Source organism: Mesorhizobium waitakense (assembly GCF_056431085.1).
Genome location: NZ_JBWKME010000203.1, coordinates 46,120 through 63,541 on the forward strand (window position 1 = coordinate 46,120; position 17,422 = coordinate 63,541).

At 63.6% G+C, this 17,422-nt stretch carries 18 protein-coding genes and 1 pseudogene; 13 read left to right on the forward strand and 6 right to left on the reverse strand.

Annotation, left to right across the window (positions count from 1 at the left end; all coding sequences use genetic code 11):
- Positions 1 to 148: 148 nt before the first annotated feature.
- Positions 149 to 703 carry a cytochrome b gene (locus tag AC07FD_RS36840; RefSeq protein WP_478353827.1) on the forward strand — a complete coding sequence of 185 codons (555 nt, stop codon included), beginning with the start codon at positions 149 to 151 and terminating at the stop codon, positions 701 to 703.
- 115 nt (positions 704 to 818) lie between these two features.
- Here the strand turns inward: AC07FD_RS36840 and AC07FD_RS36845 are convergent, their stop codons facing one another.
- Positions 819 to 1,814: an ornithine cyclodeaminase family protein gene (locus tag AC07FD_RS36845; protein ID WP_478353828.1), complete on the reverse strand. Its 996-nt coding sequence runs from the start codon at positions 1,812 to 1,814 to the stop codon at positions 819 to 821.
- Positions 1,815 to 1,946: 132 nt separating this feature from the next.
- On the opposite strand from AC07FD_RS36845, the gene AC07FD_RS36850 reads away from it, so the two are divergent.
- The 4 genes from AC07FD_RS36850 (at position 1,947) to AC07FD_RS36865 (ending at position 4,805) form a co-directional block, all read left to right on the forward strand.
- The gene (locus AC07FD_RS36850) at positions 1,947 to 2,408 is read left to right on the forward strand and encodes an Lrp/AsnC ligand binding domain-containing protein (RefSeq protein ID WP_478353829.1); all 462 of its coding nucleotides are present in this window, start codon (positions 1,947 to 1,949) and stop codon (positions 2,406 to 2,408) included.
- A gap of 127 nt (positions 2,409 to 2,535) precedes the next feature.
- Positions 2,536 to 3,240: an SDR family oxidoreductase gene (locus tag AC07FD_RS36855; RefSeq protein ID WP_478353830.1), complete on the forward strand. Its 705-nt coding sequence runs from the start codon at positions 2,536 to 2,538 to the stop codon at positions 3,238 to 3,240.
- A gap of 22 nt (positions 3,241 to 3,262) precedes the next feature.
- Positions 3,263 to 3,712 (forward strand): hypothetical protein, encoded by a 450-nt coding sequence (locus tag AC07FD_RS36860; protein WP_478353831.1) that lies wholly within the window; start codon positions 3,263 to 3,265, stop codon positions 3,710 to 3,712.
- A 34-nt stretch (positions 3,713 to 3,746) separates the two neighbouring features.
- The gene (locus AC07FD_RS36865; RefSeq protein WP_478353832.1) at positions 3,747 to 4,805 is read left to right on the forward strand and encodes a Gfo/Idh/MocA family protein; all 1,059 of its coding nucleotides are present in this window, start codon (positions 3,747 to 3,749) and stop codon (positions 4,803 to 4,805) included.
- Positions 4,806 to 4,840: 35 nt separating this feature from the next.
- On the opposite strand, the gene AC07FD_RS36870 is transcribed toward AC07FD_RS36865, so the two are convergent.
- Together AC07FD_RS36870 and AC07FD_RS36875 are read right to left on the reverse strand one after the other, a co-directional pair.
- Positions 4,841 to 7,285, reverse strand: a complete 2,445-nt coding sequence (locus AC07FD_RS36870) for a putative bifunctional diguanylate cyclase/phosphodiesterase (RefSeq protein WP_478353833.1) — start codon at positions 7,283 to 7,285, stop codon at positions 4,841 to 4,843.
- 184 nt (positions 7,286 to 7,469) lie between these two features.
- Positions 7,470 to 8,702 carry a cytochrome-c peroxidase gene (locus tag AC07FD_RS36875; protein ID WP_478353863.1) on the reverse strand — a complete coding sequence of 411 codons (1,233 nt, stop codon included), beginning with the start codon at positions 8,700 to 8,702 and terminating at the stop codon, positions 7,470 to 7,472.
- A gap of 253 nt (positions 8,703 to 8,955) precedes the next feature.
- On the opposite strand from AC07FD_RS36875, the gene AC07FD_RS36880 reads away from it, so the two are divergent.
- On the forward strand, positions 8,956 to 10,494 hold the full coding sequence (locus AC07FD_RS36880) for an acid phosphatase (protein WP_478353834.1): 1,539 nt from the start codon (positions 8,956 to 8,958) through the stop codon (positions 10,492 to 10,494).
- A gap of 43 nt (positions 10,495 to 10,537) precedes the next feature.
- On the opposite strand, the gene AC07FD_RS36885 is transcribed toward AC07FD_RS36880, so the two are convergent.
- On the reverse strand, positions 10,538 to 11,017 hold the full coding sequence (locus AC07FD_RS36885; protein ID WP_478353835.1) for an Lrp/AsnC family transcriptional regulator: 480 nt from the start codon (positions 11,015 to 11,017) through the stop codon (positions 10,538 to 10,540).
- A 108-nt stretch (positions 11,018 to 11,125) separates the two neighbouring features.
- On the opposite strand from AC07FD_RS36885, the pseudogene AC07FD_RS36890 reads away from it, so the two are divergent.
- Positions 11,126 to 11,655: pseudogene (locus AC07FD_RS36890) on the forward strand (RBBP9/YdeN family alpha/beta hydrolase); the annotation flags it as partial.
- Positions 11,656 to 11,666: 11 nt separating this feature from the next.
- Here AC07FD_RS36890 and AC07FD_RS36895 read toward each other — a convergent pair.
- Complete coding sequence (locus AC07FD_RS36895) at positions 11,667 to 12,260, reverse strand: DUF922 domain-containing Zn-dependent protease (protein ID WP_478353836.1); 594 nt, start codon at positions 12,258 to 12,260, stop codon at positions 11,667 to 11,669.
- Positions 12,261 to 12,369: 109 nt separating this feature from the next.
- Here AC07FD_RS36895 and AC07FD_RS36900 point away from each other — a divergent pair, with 109 nt between their 5' ends.
- From AC07FD_RS36900 to AC07FD_RS36915, 4 genes are all read left to right on the forward strand, one after another.
- Complete coding sequence (locus AC07FD_RS36900) at positions 12,370 to 12,858, forward strand: hypothetical protein (protein ID WP_478353837.1); 489 nt, start codon at positions 12,370 to 12,372, stop codon at positions 12,856 to 12,858.
- 310 nt (positions 12,859 to 13,168) lie between these two features.
- Positions 13,169 to 13,729 carry an NADAR family protein gene (locus AC07FD_RS36905; protein ID WP_478353838.1) on the forward strand — a complete coding sequence of 187 codons (561 nt, stop codon included), beginning with the start codon at positions 13,169 to 13,171 and terminating at the stop codon, positions 13,727 to 13,729.
- Positions 13,726 to 14,178, forward strand: a complete 453-nt coding sequence (locus AC07FD_RS36910) for an N-acetyltransferase family protein (protein ID WP_478353839.1) — start codon at positions 13,726 to 13,728, stop codon at positions 14,176 to 14,178. Before AC07FD_RS36905 ends, AC07FD_RS36910 begins: the two co-directional genes overlap by 4 nt.
- A gap of 142 nt (positions 14,179 to 14,320) precedes the next feature.
- Positions 14,321 to 15,520 carry an aminotransferase-like domain-containing protein gene (locus AC07FD_RS36915; protein WP_478353864.1) on the forward strand — a complete coding sequence of 400 codons (1,200 nt, stop codon included), beginning with the start codon at positions 14,321 to 14,323 and terminating at the stop codon, positions 15,518 to 15,520.
- Positions 15,521 to 15,537: 17 nt separating this feature from the next.
- Here AC07FD_RS36915 and AC07FD_RS36920 read toward each other — a convergent pair whose 3' ends face one another.
- Positions 15,538 to 15,792: a hypothetical protein gene (locus tag AC07FD_RS36920; RefSeq protein WP_245331368.1), complete on the reverse strand. Its 255-nt coding sequence runs from the start codon at positions 15,790 to 15,792 to the stop codon at positions 15,538 to 15,540.
- 378 nt (positions 15,793 to 16,170) lie between these two features.
- Here AC07FD_RS36920 and AC07FD_RS36925 point away from each other — a divergent pair, with 378 nt between their 5' ends.
- Together AC07FD_RS36925 and AC07FD_RS36930 are read left to right on the forward strand one after the other, a co-directional pair.
- Complete coding sequence (locus AC07FD_RS36925; protein WP_478353840.1) at positions 16,171 to 16,590, forward strand: VOC family protein; 420 nt, start codon at positions 16,171 to 16,173, stop codon at positions 16,588 to 16,590.
- 198 nt (positions 16,591 to 16,788) lie between these two features.
- Positions 16,789 to 17,406, forward strand: a complete 618-nt coding sequence (locus AC07FD_RS36930) for a C39 family peptidase (protein ID WP_478353841.1) — start codon at positions 16,789 to 16,791, stop codon at positions 17,404 to 17,406.
- The last annotated feature ends 16 nt before the right edge of the window (positions 17,407 to 17,422 follow it).

The window sequence follows — 17,422 nt, forward strand, 5'->3', positions numbered from 1 at the left end:
GGCGGAGCGTTCCACCTCCGCGCGGCCGCCGCCCGTGCGGCCCTTTGCCGTCGCCGGCGCGGCATCTTTGCCGTCGCGAGGTCACCGCCACATGAACGGCAAACTCGGATGTTCACTTGACGACAATTGTGTCCAACGGAGCTCTTGCATGTCGCTGTCCGGTACGACAACCCGCTACGGAAGCCTCGCCCAGGCATTTCACTGGCTGACGGCACTGCTTGTGCTCATCGCCTTCCTGGTCTCGGAAGGTGGCCCGCCTGCGCGGGTCTATTCCGAGGCCCGTGCCTCGACCCTGTTGCTTCACGAGTCGCTCGGTTTCACCGTCTTCTGGCTGTTGGTCGCTCGTCTGATCTGGCGCCTGTTCGACTGCGTTCCCGATGCACCGCCGATGCCCGCATGGATGGCCGTCGCCTCCAAGGTGACGCATTGGGCGCTCTATGCGCTTCTGTTCGCGGTTCCGGCGACCGCCATGCTCGGCGCATGGTTCGGCGGCCACCCGGTGACGGTCTACCGCTTCGGCGCCATCGGTCCGTTTTTCGACCCGTGGGGCGCCGGCGCATCGCTGGCGGACATCCACGGCACGCTTGGCGATATCATCCTATGGCTCGCCGGCCTGCACGCCGCCGCGGCCATATTCCATCACGTCTTCCTTCGCGATCGCGTGCTAAGCCAGATGCTGCCCGGCTTGCCCAAGGCGCGTTGATATTCAACCGGCCTGCAAATGACGGCTTTCCGCGCTGCTCACGGACCCGAATGTCCGCTCCGGTTCTCGAGCAGACTATCGTTTCGTTTCCAATGCCCTTCGTCCGGGCAGCCCGCTACAGCGCAACAGCCCGCCCCAATCCCCGCCGAACCGCTTCGCGATAGGCGAGGTCGGCCGCCATCATGTCTTCCATGGCAACGCCCATGGCCTTGTAGACGGTGACCTGCTCGGCGCTGACGCGTCCCGGCCGTAGACCGAGCAGCATTTCGCCGAGTTCGGTTCCGGTTTGCGGATCGAGACCGGCGAGTTCGCACGAGCCGACCGGGGTCGGGGCGAAGGCTTCGCTGGTCTCGACGAACAGGCTTGCCCGCTTGATGAGGTCGACCGGCAGTTCACCGCCTGGCGGTGCGACGCCCACCGACGAGACATGGGTGCCGGGCCGCACCCAGTCGGTCGAGATCACCGGTGCGAAGGAATGCGTCGCCAGGCAGACGACATCCGACGAGCGCACCGCGGCTTCGAGATCGCTGACGGCGACGACGCCGGGATGCCGCGCGGCAAGCGCCTGCGCATCGGCGAATTCCTTCGAGACGACGCGGATCTCGGCGAAGTCGCGCACCAGCGGCAGAAGGTGCAAGTGCTGGCCGGCCTGCACGCCGGCGCCCACCACCGTCGCTACCTTGGCGTCGCGCCGGGCGAGTTCGCGCACCGACAGCACGGCTGAGCCGGAGGTGCGCACGGCGGTGATGTAGGTGCCGTCCATGACGCAGACCGGCATGCCGGTCTGCGGGTCGAACAGATGGATGGTGGCGAGGTGGCTGGGGATGCCTTTGGCGATGTTGCCTTCGAAGACGTTGACGATCTTCACCGTCAGATGCATGCCCGCCATCCAGGCCGGCATCGCCAGCGAATAGCCTGCATCGGGGATGTCGAGCTGCGGCCGCGCCGGACTGACGACCTTGCCACCGGACAGGGCCTTGAAGCCGCCGGCCAGCGCCTCGAGAAGCTGGCGAAGGTCGATGCAGGTTTTCACCTCGGCTTCGCTCAAGAAGTGCACTGGTGTATCGCCCTTGGCCTGGGCGCTGCGGGAGATCGATAGGGCTGTTGTCATGGAATCCGCTTTCGTTGTCGGCTGGAGTGCACGGCAACGGTATTGCGACCTGGCGGCGTGATGAAATATGCTGTTTTTGCGATTTTGGCGTGATTATCACGCTAGCCCTGGCTCAAATGTGTGAATCCTGAAATGGACGATCTCGACCGTATCGATCGCTCGCTGCTGCACTTGTTGCAGGAGGACGGCCGCCGCACGACGCTCGATCTGGCGCGGCGGGTCGGCCTTTCGCCGACAGGGGCGGCGCAGCGCGTCAAGCGGCTGTTCGCCGAAGGGTTCATCCGCGCGGTGCGTGCCATTCTCGACCCCGCCAGGATCGGGCAGGCACAGCTCGTGTTCATCGAGGTGCGGCTCGACCACACAGCGCCGCAAGTCTTCGACCGCTTCGCCGAGGCGGTGTTGCGGGCGCCCGAGATCATCGAATGCCACATGGTGGTCGGCGGTTTCGACTATCTGGTCAAGGCGCGCATCGCCGACATGACGGTATTCCAGGATTTCCTGCAGCGGGTCATCCTGCCGCTGCCCGGCGTCCGGGAAACGCACACTTATGCCTCGATCGCCAATGTGAAGCCCGACGCCCTGCTGCCTGTCTGAACTCGCAGCGTCATGGGAGAGTTTTTCTGCATGCTGGTTCAGGCTTTCTGGTTCGAACTGGCTGACGAAACCGGCTATACACCGCCAACTGCCAAGGCCCGTGCGCCAACCCAAGAAGGAAAATCAGATGAGTTCAGAAAAAACAGCTGTCGTCGTGGCTGGCGGCAGCGGCATGGGTGCGGCGGCGGCGAAGCGCCTGGCGGCGGATGGCTTCAACGTCGCCATCCTGTCCTCGTCCGGCAAGGGCGAAGCGCTGGCCAAGGAGCTTGGCGGGCTCGGCGTCACCGGCTCCAACCAGTCGAATGACGATCTGCAACGCCTCGTCGACCTGACGCTGGAGCGCTATGGCCGCATCGACGTGCTAATCAACAGCGGCGGCCACGGGCCGCGCGCGCCGATCCTCGAGATCACGGACGAGCAGTGGCACACCGGCATGGATGTCTATTTGCTCAACGTCATCCGGCCGGTGCGCATCGTGGCACCGCAGATGGTCAAGCAGAAGGGCGGGGCCATCATCAACATCTCGACGGCCTGGGTCGTCGAGCCGAGCCCGATGTTCCCGACCTCGGCGGTGTTCCGCGCCGGGCTTGCCGCCTACACCAAGATCTTCGCCAACACCTATGCACCAGACAATGTGCGCATGAACAACGTGCTGCCCGGCTGGATCGACAGCCTGCCGGCCACCGAGGAGCGCCGCGACAGCGTGCCGATGCAGCGCTACGGTACCTCGGAAGAGGTCGCCGCGACCATCGCCTTCCTGGCGTCCGACGGCGCCGGCTACATTACCGGCCAGAACATCCGCGTCGACGGCGGCATCATCCGCGCTATCTGACGCGGCGACCGGGAGGAGCACCATGTCCGACACCTATCTGCGTCTGGTGCCATCTGACCCCAATTGGCGCCCCGACAATCCGGCCGTGAGTACAGCCATGAAAGCTGCACTTGAGCTGTTCCCGCAGGCCGAGCATGTCGCTATCGAATACGAAGAAGGCGTCACGTTCTTCGACGCCGGAGCAAATACGGAAAGCGTCCATTGCGCGTTCTGCGGCGGCGACTTGGAGGATTGGTGGGGCGAGGCTATGAACGATGCTGCGGCATCGCGCTTCGAAGACCTGTCCGTTACCACGCCGTGTTGCCACAAGCTGACGTCGCTGAACGACCTGCGCTACGTCTGGCCCGCGGCGTTCGGTGTCTGCGCGTTGACGGTCGTCAATCCGGGGGTGACCTCCTTGGCCAGCGAGCAGTTGCGGACGATCGAGCAAGCCATGGGCTCGCCACTAAAGGCGATCTGGCAGCGCCTCTGAGACGACGGATTCTGAATATTCCAAGGAGCAAGAAATGCGGCTTTTGATACTCGGCACCGGCTGGATGGCGCAGGAACATGCCCGCCGCTTCAGCGCCATCGAGGGCGTCGACATCGTCGGTGCCGTCGATGTCGATGCGGCGCGCGTTGGCGAATTCGCCGACGGCTTCAACATCCCCAAACGCTTCACCTCGCTGGAGGAGGCGCTGAAATGGGGCGGCTTCGATGCGGTGGCCAATGTCACGCCGGACCGCATCCATCATCCGACCACCATGGCGCTGATCGCCGCCGGCAAGCCGGTGCTGTGCGAGAAGCCGCTGGCCGAGAACTTCGGCAAGGCCACCGAGATGGCTGATGCCGCCGAGGCTGCCGGCATCGTCAACATGGTGAACCTCACCTATCGCAATGTCGCGGCGCTGCAAAAGGCCCGCCAGATGGTGCAGGCGGGCGAAATCGGCACGGTCAGGCATGTCGAGGCGTCCTATCTGCAAAGCTGGTTGGTGTCGAAATTCTGGGGCGACTGGCACACCGATCCGAAATGGCTCTGGCGCCTGTCGCGCGGCCACGGCTCGAATGGCGTGCTCGGCGATGTCGGCATCCACATCCTCGATTTCGCCAGCTATGGTGCCGCTCTCGACATCGACCATGTCTTCTGTCGGCTGCGCGCCTTCGACAAGGCGCCCGGCAACCGCATCGGCGACTACGAACTCGACGCCAATGACAGCTTCGCCATGACGCTGGATTTTTCCAACGGCGCCTTCGGTGTGGTGCATGCCAGCCGCTGGGCGACCGGCCATCTCAACGAACTGCGCCTGCGCATCTATGGCGACAAGGGCGGCATGGAGGTGGTGCACAATCTCGACCGCTCGCTGCTCAAGGCCTGCGTCGGCGAGAATGTCGAGAATGCCAAATGGGAAGAGCTCGACGCCGGCTCGGTGCCAACCAACTACCAGCGTTTCGTCGACGCCGTCACCAGCGGCGTGCAGAGCGAACCCAGCTTCCGCCACGCCGCCGGCCTGCAAAAGGTGCTGGATCTCGCCGTGGTGTCGGACGAGAAGCGGGCGGAGTTGAAGGCGAATGCCGACACGCCCTAGAGCCGGTTGGCGCTTCACGGCCCCGTTGGTGCTGCTTATGCGGTCAAGGCATCTTGCAGTTCGGGCTGTTCGAAAAGCGTATGAAGCTCGGAAGCCGGCATTGGACGGCCAAAGAACCAGCCCTGGACATCCGTGCAGCCATTCTCCCTGACCAGCCTGAACTGGTCCTCGGTCTCGACGCCTTCCGCGGTCGTGGTCATGCCGAGCGTGGCACCGAGTTCGGCGACGGCCTTGACGATTGCCCGGCTTTCCCCGCTCTCGCACATCAGGCTGACGAAGCTGCGATCGATCTTGATTCGGTTGAACGGGAACGACCTGAGATAACTCAGCGAGGAATAGCCGGTGCCGAAATCGTCCATGGCGATGCTGATGCCGAGGTCGCGCAGGCTATACAGCGTCTTTATCGTGTTTTCATTGTGCGCCAGCAGCACCGATTCGGTGATCTCCAGCTCGAGCCGTGACGGCAGCAGGTTCGAAGCCGCGAGCGCCGCGGCAACCTGAAGCGGCAGCCCCTGCTGTTTGAACTGGGCGGGCGAGAGATTGACCGCGACCTTGACGGGCAGGGGCCATTTGGCGGCGTCGGCGCAAGCCCGCTGCATGATCCACTCGCCAAGCGCGTCGATGACGCCCGTCTCCTCGGCCATCGGGATGAATTCCGCCGGCGGCAGCAGGCCGAGCCGCGGATGGTTCCATCGCACCAGGGCTTCGAAGCCGGTGAGTTTCGAGGTCTTGGCGTCGTGCAGCGGTTGATAATACACGACGAACTGCTCGTTTGTGACGCCGAGAGCCAGTTCGGATTCGAGTTGGCGCCGCTCCTGCAGTCTTGCATCCATTCCCGGCTCGAACGACCTGCAGGTGCCGCGGCCTTCCATCTTGGCTTTGTACAAGGCCAGGTCGGCATTGCGGATGAGGATTTCCGATCTTTGTCCGTCGTCCGGGAAGACAGCGATGCCGATGCTGCTGCCGATGTTGATCTTGTGGCCCTGGATCAAAAATTCGACGGCCAGGGCGTGAATGACCCGGCTTGCCAGCACACCCGCCTCTTCGTCGCCATCGATCAGGAGCTGGAGGATGACGAACTCGTCTCCCCCGGTTCTCGCAACCATGGCGGTTTCACCAGCCTGCTGCTTCAGGCGCCTCGCCACCGCACCGAGAACCTCATCGCCGATTGGATGGCCGAGCGTGTCATTGACCGGTTTGAAACGGTCGAGATCGACGCAATGGACGGCCAGCTTCTCGCCGTCCCTGAGGCTTCTCAGTGCCTCGTCCATCGTGTCGGCCAGGAGGCCTCGGTTGGGCAGGCCGGTGAGAATGTCATGCGTGGCAAGGTGCTGGATCTCGGCGGTGCGTTCCTCGACCCGCCGCTCCAAAGTCTCGGCGGCATTGGTCTGCATCATCATTGTGCGCCCGATCGCATACCAGCAGACCAGCGCCAGCAGCGTGACCACCGCGACCGCCGCATAACCGGCCAGTTCGAATTGCCGCACGGACAGGGCGTCCATGTTGCTGTCGTATCTGCTGTTGGGGAAACCGGCCCAGAGACGCCAGGCGCTTCTGGGATCGTTGAGCGAGAGCGGGATGACTTCGGAATAGAGCAGATTGGGGTCGGCCGCCGTGAAGGCACGGGAATCCGCCGCCAGGGCCGTCGACATCTTGTGCTGGTCGGATTCAAATCCGTAGCCTGAATTGACGATGACATAGTCGCTGCTCGGCAACAGTTTTCTCAGTGCCGAGGTGAGCATGATTGCCGAGACGGAGCCGCGCAGGCTGCCATCCTGGCCGAAGACCGGGACCGAAAGGATGAAACCGGAGCGATCCGCGTCATTGCCGGTGTGGATGAAATCTGTGTTGTCGCAGGTGATGAGCTCCTTGGTGCCAATGATCGGCACATTCAGCCCGTCAATGGCGCTCGAATTCGGATAGTTCGCCTTCAGCCAGGCGAGCTGTTTGGCCAGTTCCTGGTACTCATAGGTCTCGACCTCTTCGGCGGGCCGGGTCAGCGCGTTCTCGTCAAGCTTTGCGGACTTTGCGGCTGCGGCGGCATCGGACCGCGCCCTGGCATTCACGATCAGCTGGTCGAACTGGAGGATCGGCTCCTCGAGCTTTCCGGTCACGGCATCGAAGCGGTCGGGGTCGAAATCCAGCGGCAGGAAGTAGACCTCGGAAATGGAGACGTTGTTGGCGAGATTGTTGTAGATCTGCTGGATTGTCGCGCGGCCCTCGTCGCCGAGGTTCGTGCCATGCCGGTCGAGGTTTCGGACGCTTGGCAGGTAGCTCAGCGTCCGCACATTCTCGTAGACGGCCCGCAAGGCGTCTTCGACCGTCTTGGCGGTTGTCCTGGCGGCCGCCTGGGAGTTCTCGATGTAGCGTTCCTTGGCAAGCGCGAAGTTCCGCTGGGCGTCGATATGCAAGGCCGCCAGCATCGCTGCGCCGGTCACAAGGATCACAACAAATCCGACTGCTCGCCAGAATGCGTTCATCGGCGTCCCACCATCAATTGGTAAGGGATACTTCAGAGCAGTTTAGGAAGCGCTAATGAGGAAGCGCCAATACCAATGCCCTTCCTTGCGGCCCCAGCGCCGTCACACACCAAATCCGACAAGATCCGGAAACCTGTTTTGCGGGTGCGAGAAAGCGGGATTGGCATGCGCAAGGTCCAGGCAATCAGTTCGCCGGTACCGCCCCGGCCTGCTGATCGGCATCAGTCAGCGTATGCAGGAAGGCGACGATGTCGTCGATTTCGGGGTCGGTCAGCGCAGGCTTGTCGCCGGGCTGCTTGCCGAAGGGCGGGTCCTTGTTGAGATTGGCCCAGTAAGGCTTTGGTAAATCGTCGTTTTTCCGGATCGTTCCGTCGGTGTTTTGGGGATACCAGTGGCCGGGATCGCTGTCGCGGCTGGCATAGAAAGCGACCGCGTCGCGCAGCGTGTGGAAGTAGCCGTTGTGGAAGAAGCTTTTGCGCAGCGCGACATTGCGCAGCGTCGGCGTGCGAAACAGGCCGCAATACTCAGCCCGGCCATGGAAGTCGGTACGCAGCGGCCCGCATAGGCCGAGATCGAAATAGGCGGGATCGGCATTGGCCGGGATGGCCGGATTGCGCGGTACGGCGACGGCGATCAGGCCGAAATCGGTGAACTGCGGCGGCTCGCCGTCATTGGCGGGTTCGCTCAGGTGGCAACTGGCGCAATTGCCCTTGGTTTCGTCCTCGAACAGCGCGCGCCCGCGCAATTCCTGCGCCGACAGCGTCGCCTTGCCGGCGAGAAAGGCGTCGTAGCGGCTGGAATAGGGGTAGAAGTCGGTGCTGCTCTGCTCGAAAGTGCCGAGCGCCTCGGCGGCGGCGTCGAAGGCATCGTCCGGGTGGTCGAACACGGTGTCGCCGAAGGCGGCCTTGAATTCATCGGCATAGGCGGTTTTGCGCAACCCGGCGGTGACGGCGCCGGCATCCTTGTTGGCCATCTCGAATGGCGACAGCAGCGGGATCTTGGCCTGGTCGCGGCCGCCGTCGGCGCGGCCGTCCCAGGTCAGGCCGCCGGTCGGGCCGTTGTCGACACTTTCGTCGCCTTCATCCTCGGAATCGTAGAAATGCTCGGTGAAGGCGGGTGCCGCCTGGAGGTAACGCAGCGACGGCACGGCGCGCAGTCCGGGCTGGTCCAGCTTCGGACCGCCCATCTCGACCGGTGCGGCCGACGCCGGACCGAAGGCATGGCGCGGATCATGGCAGGACGAGCAGGATTGTCTGCCTGAGGCCGACAGCGACGGGTCGAAGAACATCTTTCGGCCAAGCGCTGTCAGCGCCTGCGCCCGCGCGAAGGCATCCGCGCGCGACATCGGTCCGGGATGGACACTGCCGCTACCAGCGCTGACGGCGTTGCCGGACAGGATCGTGGCGAGGCCAAACATCGATGCCGCGGCGGTCACGATCATCAAGCCTTTCCATCGTCTTGCGGTCATAAGGTTCAGTCCGATTTGTTCCGGAATTAGGTCCGCACTGCAACGGATTGATGACCGGTCCACCCGCTCACGCAACCGTGTTCGGATGGGCGATAAATGTCACAAAGATGACAAAGCATCGACCTAGCGTCCGAAGCCATGGCTCGTCGCCCCCAAGCCATGCACTGCCCTCTAGCCATCACCCTAGCCATGAGGACCTCCCATGACGCGGTTCACGCTTTTCACCTCGCTTTGCCTGGCCGGCACGGCGCTGGCCTCGATTCCGGCTACAGCCAATGCAGCCCCTCCCGGCTACGGCAAGATCGACACCGTTGTCGTCATCTATGCCGAAAACCGCAGCTTCGATAATCTCTATGGCGGCTTCCCCGGCGCCAACGGCCTGGCCAACCTTTCGGCCGGCCAGGTGCGCCAACTCGACCGCGACGGCAAGCCGCTGAGCGAACTGCCGCCGGCCTGGGGTGGCCTGACCGCCAAGGGGGTGACGCCGCCGGTGACCGAGGCGCAGTCGGCGCATCTCAGCAATGCCAGCTTCGCCATCGACGACGCCAGCGGCTTCAACGAGAAGACCTCCGTCATCACCCGCGACCTCTGGCACCGCTTCTATCAGGAGCAGATGCAGATCGATGGCGGGAAGAACGACAAGTTTGTCGCCTGGGCCGATTCAGGCGGCCTGGTGATGGGCCACTATGACGGCTCGGTGCTGCCGATGTGGGCGGTGGCGAAGAAATACGTTTTGGCCGACAATTTCTTCCAGGGCGCCTTCGGCGGCTCCTTCCTCAACCATATCATGCTCGCCTGCGCCTGCGTGCCGGTCTATCCCAACGCCGACACCAGCCCGGTCAAGGGGCAGATCGCCGTGGTCGAGGCCGATGGCACGACGCTGAAGGTCGCCGACAATTCGCCGGCCTCGGCCCTCGGAGGCGCGCCGAAATTCGTCAATGACGGCGCCATCACGCCAGACTTTTACGCCGTCAATACCATGCAGCCGCCCTATCAGCCGAGCGCCAACAAACCGGCCGAAGGCGGCGACAAGGCACTTGCCGATCCGGCGCAGCCGACCACGCTACCGCCGCAGCACGACATCACCATCGGTGATCTGTTGTCTCTAAAGGGCGTCAGCTGGGCCTGGTATTCCGGCGCCTGGCAGGCAGCGCTCGACGGCAAGAACGCGACGCCGGTGCCGAACTTCCAGTTCCATCACCAGCCATTCAACTATTTCGCGGCATACGCGCCTGGCACGGCCGCGCGGGCCGAACATCTTAGGGATGGCGGCCTCGACGGGACCGAATTCATCAAGGCGATCGACGACGGCAAGCTGCCGGCGGTGAGTTTCTACAAGCCGCAAGGCAACCTCAACGAGCATGGCGGCTACGCCGATGTGGCGAGCGGCGACCAGCATCTCGCCGACGTCGTCTCGCATCTGGAGAAAAGCCCGCAATGGAGCCACATGCTGGTGGTCGTCACCTATGACGAGAATGGCGGTTTCTGGGACCATGTCGCGCCGCCGAAGGCCGACCGTTGGGGGCCGGGCAACCGCATCCCCGCCTTCATCATCTCGCCCTATGCGAAGATGGGTACTGTCGACCACACGCAATACGACACGACGTCGATCCTGCGCTTCATCACCGCACGTTACGATTTGCCGGTGCTGACCGGCATCGTCGCCCGCGACAAGGCGCTGCGCAACAACGACCAGCCACCGATGGGCGACCTGAGCGCGGCGCTCGATCTCAGCCGGTGAGTCAGGGTCAGGCAGGACCTCAGCGCGGCGAGCTGCCTTTGGCCTAGCCGCCTGATTTCCGGATCAGGTCGCGGCCGATCGGCTTCGGCGCCTCGCTGCGCAGCACCAGAGCCGTGGTGACCGCGCCGTGGCGGGCCACCGCGTCGACGATGGTTTCAAGCTGCGCCGGCGAGGGGACGACCACTTTCAGGATGAAGCAGTCTTCGCCGGTCAGCCGGTGCACCTCGGTGATCTGCGGCATCTCGGCGAACTGCTTCAGGCAGGGCCGGATGTGCTCATGCGTGGTGCGCACCCGGATGATCGCCATCATGCCGAGGCCAAGTGCGGCGGGATCGATCACCGCGGTGTAGCCGGCGATGACGCCGCGCTCCTCCAACCGTTTCACCCGCTCGGAGGTCGACGGCTGCGACAGGCCGACCCGGCGGCCAAGCTCGGACATGCCGATGCGGCCGTTTTCTTGCATGGCTTCGACAATAGCGATATCGGTCGGGTCGAGCGGCGCGCGCTCTTCGTTGCTTTTCATTATCACCTTGAATCCATCGGAAATGCCGCGGCTTTTCCGATGATTTCCCATTCCCGGGATCGTGGCAAGACGCCACCATGCTCCTTCAAGAGATAGGAGCAAGGCGACATGACGCATTTCATCATCCTGCCCGGCAGCGGCGGCTCGGGCCCAGCCCACTGGCAATCGCGCTGGGAAAACGCCAATCCGGCGATGCGGCGGTTCCAGCCGTCGAGCTGGGACCTGCCTGATTTCACCGACTGGCTGGCGGCGCTGGAGGCTGCCGTGATCGAGGCACCAGAGCCGCCGGTACTGGTCGCACACAGCCTGTCCTGCCTGCTGATCGCGCATTGGCAGAAGATCTCGCGGCGCCCGGTCAAGGCGGCGTTGCTGGTCGGTGTTCCCGATCCGACGGCGGCCGTGTTCCCGGCCTACGGCATGGCCTTTGCCAAAATTCCCGAGGGCCGGCTGCGCTTTGCCTCGCTTGTGGTGACCAGCACCAACGATCCCTATGGCGCGCCGGACTATGCAGAGGCGAGGCGAAGCAGTGGGGCAGTGGCATGGCCGTCATCGGCCCGTTCGGCCACATCAATGTGCAGAGTGGCCTGGGCGACTGGCCGGAAGGTGTTGCGCTTCTCGACGGTCTGGTTTCGAAGGCTCGAGGCCAGCGTCAGCCGCCATTCACCAGGGCAAGGATGAGTTTTTGCAGATTGCCGCCCTGGCCGAGTTCGATGCGGTCGAAATCGCGGCTCGCCTGCCGCTGTGCCTGAGACAGTTCGGACAGGCGCTTCGTCATCTCGGTGCGGATCTTGCTGCATTTGGGATCATCGGCGGCGCTGAGGCCGACGGTCGCCGCCTCGATCTTGCGCACCATGTCGACGATGGTCGCGCCATGCACCTTCTCATGGGCGCTGACGCCGGCGATGAAAACCTCCCAATTCTTCTGGATGGCTGGTGGCAGCGGCGAGGAGGGGCTGGGCAAGGTGTAGGTGATGATGAGCTTCGGCCGTGCCGAGACCAGCACGCAGGCTCCGGCTCGCGCCTGATAGTCCCTGGTCCAGGTCAGCTTGAAATTGGTATGGGCGATGGCGCGGGTAATGCCGACCTTCGGTCCGTTGTCGCCGATCGAGCGATAGAGCTCCGGCCCTGACTGGCCTGATATGGCGTAGGTCTCGACCTTCTCGACTGGCTTCCAGTCGGCATGGGCGGCGAGCGGCGAGGCAACCAGGGCGGCCAGCAGACACAGACGAACACAGGCTCTCAACACCGCTCTCCGCACAATCAAGACCGGACGCCGCGACGGGCGATGCCACGGAACCGCTTTTCCTATAGAATGCCGATGGGTGCAGCCGCAAATGCCTGAGGGGGAAGTCATGAGATATCTGATCGTCGCGGGTGCGGTGGCGGTGTTGCAGGCCGTACAGCCGGCGTTGGCCGCGTCCTGCGGCGGCTGGAGCGCTGAGATGGAGGAGGACGAGGGCGGCAGTGTGCTGACCGCCTCGGTCTGCGGTGGGCCGAAAGGCGATGCGCATCTGATGCTGGCCTGTTTCGACACGCCGGTGCTGAGCTACGACCTCGGCGCCACCGGCCAGCAACTGGAGCCCGGCATCAGCGGCGCGTTCGACTTCAAGGCCGATGGCAAGACGGTGACGAAGACGCTGCAGCTCGAAGCCATGTACAACTACTTTGTGGTGAACCTGGCCAAAGCCGATCCGCTGCTGGATCTGCTGCGTGGGAAAGGCGATGTGCTGGTCAGCGCCGCAAAATTCGGCCAGAGCAATTTCCCGCTCAAGGGTTCGAGCGCGGCCATCGGCAAGGTGCTGGCGCAGTGCGGCAAGGCTAAGGCTGGCGATGCGGATTGATTTGCCTGCCGGGTTCGTGGGGCCTGGTCGCTGAACCTCAAACGCTGGCGCTGCCCCTCATTGTCCTGCTGGACATTTCTCCCCGTATAGTGACAGGAGAAAGGGGCAGCTTCAACGCCGGCGCTTTTTCTGCAACGCTGGCGATTGGCGAAATCCATCGGTGACGGCGTCCTTCTCCCGTCACTATGGGGGAGAAGATGCCGGCAGGCAGATGAGGGGCGGCGCCAGCCTTGGCCGTTGCCCAACGTGCAACACACGCCGACGCTATCGGTATTGACAAGCCGGCCTCTGGCTCTGTTCTTTCATGCCCATGATTTACGACCGCTCCCGGCTCGAGGAAGCCTTCCGTTCCAAGTCCCGGCTCAAATTCCTGTTCTTCTGGGGGCATCAGCCGTCCAGGGACGGCCGCATCAGCGCGTCCTGCTTCAGCCAGTGGTGGCATGCCTCGTTCACGGTGGCTGGACGCAGCTATCCGACAGCTGAACATTGGATGATGGCCGAGAAGGCGAGGCTGTTCGGCGATGACGAGACGGCGGCGCAGATTGCGCAGGCGGGAAGCCCGAAGCAGGCGAAGCAGCTCGGCCGCCAGGTGCGCCGCTTCGACGAAGGCAGGTGGGACGCGGAGAAGCGGCGCATTGTGGGCGAGGGGAGCTTTGAGAAATTCCGGCAGAATGCGGCCCTGCGCGAATATTTGCTGTCGACCGGTGAGCAGATCCTGGTTGAAGCGAGCCCCATGGACCGGGTGTGGGGCATTGGGCTTGCCGCCGATGACGAGAAAGCAGCCAATCCGCTTTTGTGGCGCGGCGAGAACCTGCTGGGGTTCGCCCTGATGCAGGCGCGCAATCGCCTGCGGCAAGTATTGCAACCATGATCGAATTCCGCCGAGCGCAAGCCTTCGACCTGCCTGATATCGTCGCCATGCTGGCCCACGATCCGCTGGGCGCCAGCCGTGAGGACGCCTCGCTGCCGCTGGCGCGCGGTTATGTCGATGCCTTCAATGCCATCGACGCCGATCCCAACCAGCTGTTGGCGGTGGCCGTGGACGGCGCCGAAGTGATCGGCACCTTGCAGATCACCTTCCTTGCCGGTCTCTCGCGCAAGGGCGCCTGGCGCGGGCAGATCGAGGCGGTCCGCATCGCCAGCCACCGGCGCTCGGGCGGCATCGGCAGGCAGATGATCGAATGGGCGATCGGAGAATGCCGGGCGCGCGGCTGCAGCCTGATCCAGCTCACCACCGACAGGTCGCGAGCGGACGCGCACCGCTTCTATGAGGATCTCGGCTTTACCGGCAGCCATCTCGGCTACAAGAAGACCTTATGATGCTCGGCGTGGTTCCGGGCCGGCGCCAACTGGCGTATAGCGGAAGGCTGTCAGGCTCTATTCAAATTGCCGGGGAGATCTGATATAGGTCAGTCAGGTTGACCTATATTATGATTGTCGCGGGAGGCGCGCCTTGACCTTGATGAATCTGCTGGCTTCGCGCTCGTCGCGCATGAAGGCGTCCGAAATCCGCGAACTCCTGAAGCTGCTCGACCAGCCCGACATCATCTCGTTTGCCGGCGGCATTCCCGATCCGGCGCTGTTTCCGGCCGAGGCGATCCGCGACGCCTATGCCTCGGTGCTCGGCGGCGGCGAGGCGGGCGCGGCGCTGCAGTACCAGGTTTCGGAAGGCTATCTGCCGTTGCGGCGCTGGCTGGCTGGGCAGATGGGCAAACTCGGCGTCGCCTGCGACGAGGCCAACATCTTCATCACCTCCGGCTCGCAGCAGGCGCTGGATTATCTCGGAAAACTGTTCCTGTCGCCGGGCGATACCGCGCTGGTGACATGGCCGACCTATCTCGGCGCGCTGCAGGCGTTCAACGCCTACGAGCCGCGCTACGAGCGGCTGACGGTGGAAGGCGGCAACATGACGCCGGCGGCCTATCGCGCGGCCGCCACCGCCAATGGCGGCCGGGCCAAGTTCGCCTATCTGGTGCCGGATTTCGCCAACCCGACCGGCCAAACCTTGAACCGCCAGCAGCGCGAGGCGGTGCTCGACCTTGCCGGCGAACTCGACATTGCCGTCATCGAGGATGCCGCCTATCGCGCGCTGCGCTATGACGGCGAGGGCGTGCCGCCGATCCTGGCGCTCGACTGCGCCCGCTCCGGCTCCATCGACAAGGCACGCACGCTTTATTGCGGCTCGTTCTCGAAGATACTGTCGCCGGGCATGCGCGTTGGCTGGGTCTGCGCGCCGCGCCATATCGTCGAGAAGCTGGTGCTGATGAAGCAGGCCTCCGACCTGCACAGCCCGTCGATCAACCAGGTGGTGATGCACCGCGTCGCCGAAGCCGTGTTCGACGGCCAGGTGGAAAAGCTCATCGGTGCCTACCGCGAGCGCCGCGACGGCCTGCTCGCAGCACTTGAAGCCAACATGCCTGAAGGCGTGACCTGGAGCCGCCCAGAAGGCGGCATGTTCGTCTGGGCTACGCTGCCAGAGGGCGCCGACGCCACGGCACTTCTGGCGCGAGCGGTGAAGGAGGCGCGCGTCGCCTTCGTGCCCGGCAGCGCGTTCTTTGCCGACGCAACCGGGCGCAACACGCTGCGGCTCTCCTTCACGCTCGCCGACCGCCGCGCGGTGAGCGAAGGCATACCGCGGCTGGCGGCCATCCTGAAGGGGTGAGCCCATGCCGGGCGCACCTATGCCGCCACGTTCACCATGTGATTGAGCTTCGAAAGCCGGCTGCGAGCCAGTTTGCGGATTGGCTTTTCGAACTCTTCCTCGCCGGTTTCGACGACGAAGACCAGTGTCATGAAATCCAGCATGAATTCGTCGATAGCCGTCGCGATCTTCTGCGATCTGCCCTTGAAGCGATGCAGCAAAGCGTTTGCTTCTTCGACATCGTCGACACCGGCGCTGTCGACCAGCGCCTCAAGCCTCTGAAAACTGTCCAATTTGATTCCTCCCAGCCGCGCCTCAAAACTTGCCTTGGCGGGGAAAGTTCCGGCGGAGAGGGGTTTTGCGAAAAGAAATCGCCTCCACCGCTTGAATTTGCGTGAATTCGACGACCCGTTGGCAATCTTTTTGTTTGAGTGGAACCTCTGCGGCACACAAAAGTTGTCACGGTGTCTGACCCCCCGTCAGACATCTGAAAGCACGGTACCGGCTTTCCAAAGGCCCGTCGGATCCCCCTCCCGGCGGGCTTTTCCGTTTGAAGGATCGACCGAGGGCTCCATGGCCGGACGTGTGGTGGGACCTGGCGGTCAGCAATCACCCGTGTTGACGCCGCCCTGTGCGGACCTAAGTTCGCAAGCTCACAAGGAGGAATTTTCATGGAACTGCATCGCGGCCGGCTCATCGACCATATCCAGCTCGTGGTGAGGGACCTCGCCGCCAGCCGGCGTTTCTACGAGGCGGTCCTGCAGGTACTCGATGTACCGATGGGCGGTGTCGGCGACGACTATTTCTGGGCCGACGAACTGTTCGTTTCCAGCGCCGACAGCCGGGCGGCGCAGGGAAAGCTCACCGGCCGTCATCATCTCGCCTTCCAGGCAAAGGACCACGCCATGGTCGATGCGTTCTACAAGGCCGGGCTCACAGCCGGCGGCAAGGACAATGGCGCGCCGGGCGAGCGGCCCTATCATCCTGGCTACTACGCTGCCTTCCTGCTCGATCCGGACGGCAACAACATCGAGGCGGTTCATCACGGCCCGGCAAAGCGCAGTGCCTCGTCCGTCAAGATCACCTTCTGAGAGACCATGTGGAAATTCTCCTCCGGCCGCCATCTAACGGCGTTTTCTGCGCTTCCGGTGCTCACAGACCCAAATGTCCGCGGCGCTCCGGTTCTCGAAACCTCAACCGCCAGAGCGAATTTCGAAACGGTCTCTGAGCGGCTTTCCAATCGCCGTGTATCCTCGTTTATGAGAATCTGAATCTGATCGAGGAAGCGTATGAGCCCACTGTCTGAAACCGTGCCGTTTTTCAGCCAGTGGGAAACGCCGGACATGACCATGGAGGTGCTCGCCGAAGGTGCTGAAGTCGCGCTGCGGCGCGATCCGCTGTGGCAAAATTCGGGGGCTGAGACACCCGACGAATACGCGGTCTGGGCCGCCAATATCTGCGGCATGGCGTGCCTGAAGATGATCCTGGCGACCCGCGGCGAGATCGTGCCGACGCTCGAGCTCGCCAGGCGCTGCACCGCCTATGGCGGCTATGTCGTCAACGAGGGCTCGATCAAGGGGCTGATCTATGCACCCTTCGTCAGCTTCGTGCGGGAGACCTTCGGCCTGCGGGCCGAAGTGATAACCAATGTCGCGACATCGGACATTCCGGCGAGCCTGGCGCGGTCGCGGTTTTTCATCGCTTCGGTCAGCAGCTGGATCCGCTGGCCCGAGCGCGAGCCGCCATCGAAGGGCGGCCATCTGGTGCTGGTCACCGCGGCATCGGACCAGGGTTTCCGCTTCCACAATCCGTCCGGCCATACCAGCGCCACACAGGAGAACGCAGTGTTGGCGCCGGTCGATTTCGACCGCTTCTTCGCCAATCGCGGCATTGCGGTTGCCATTTGATTTCTATCAGTTGAGG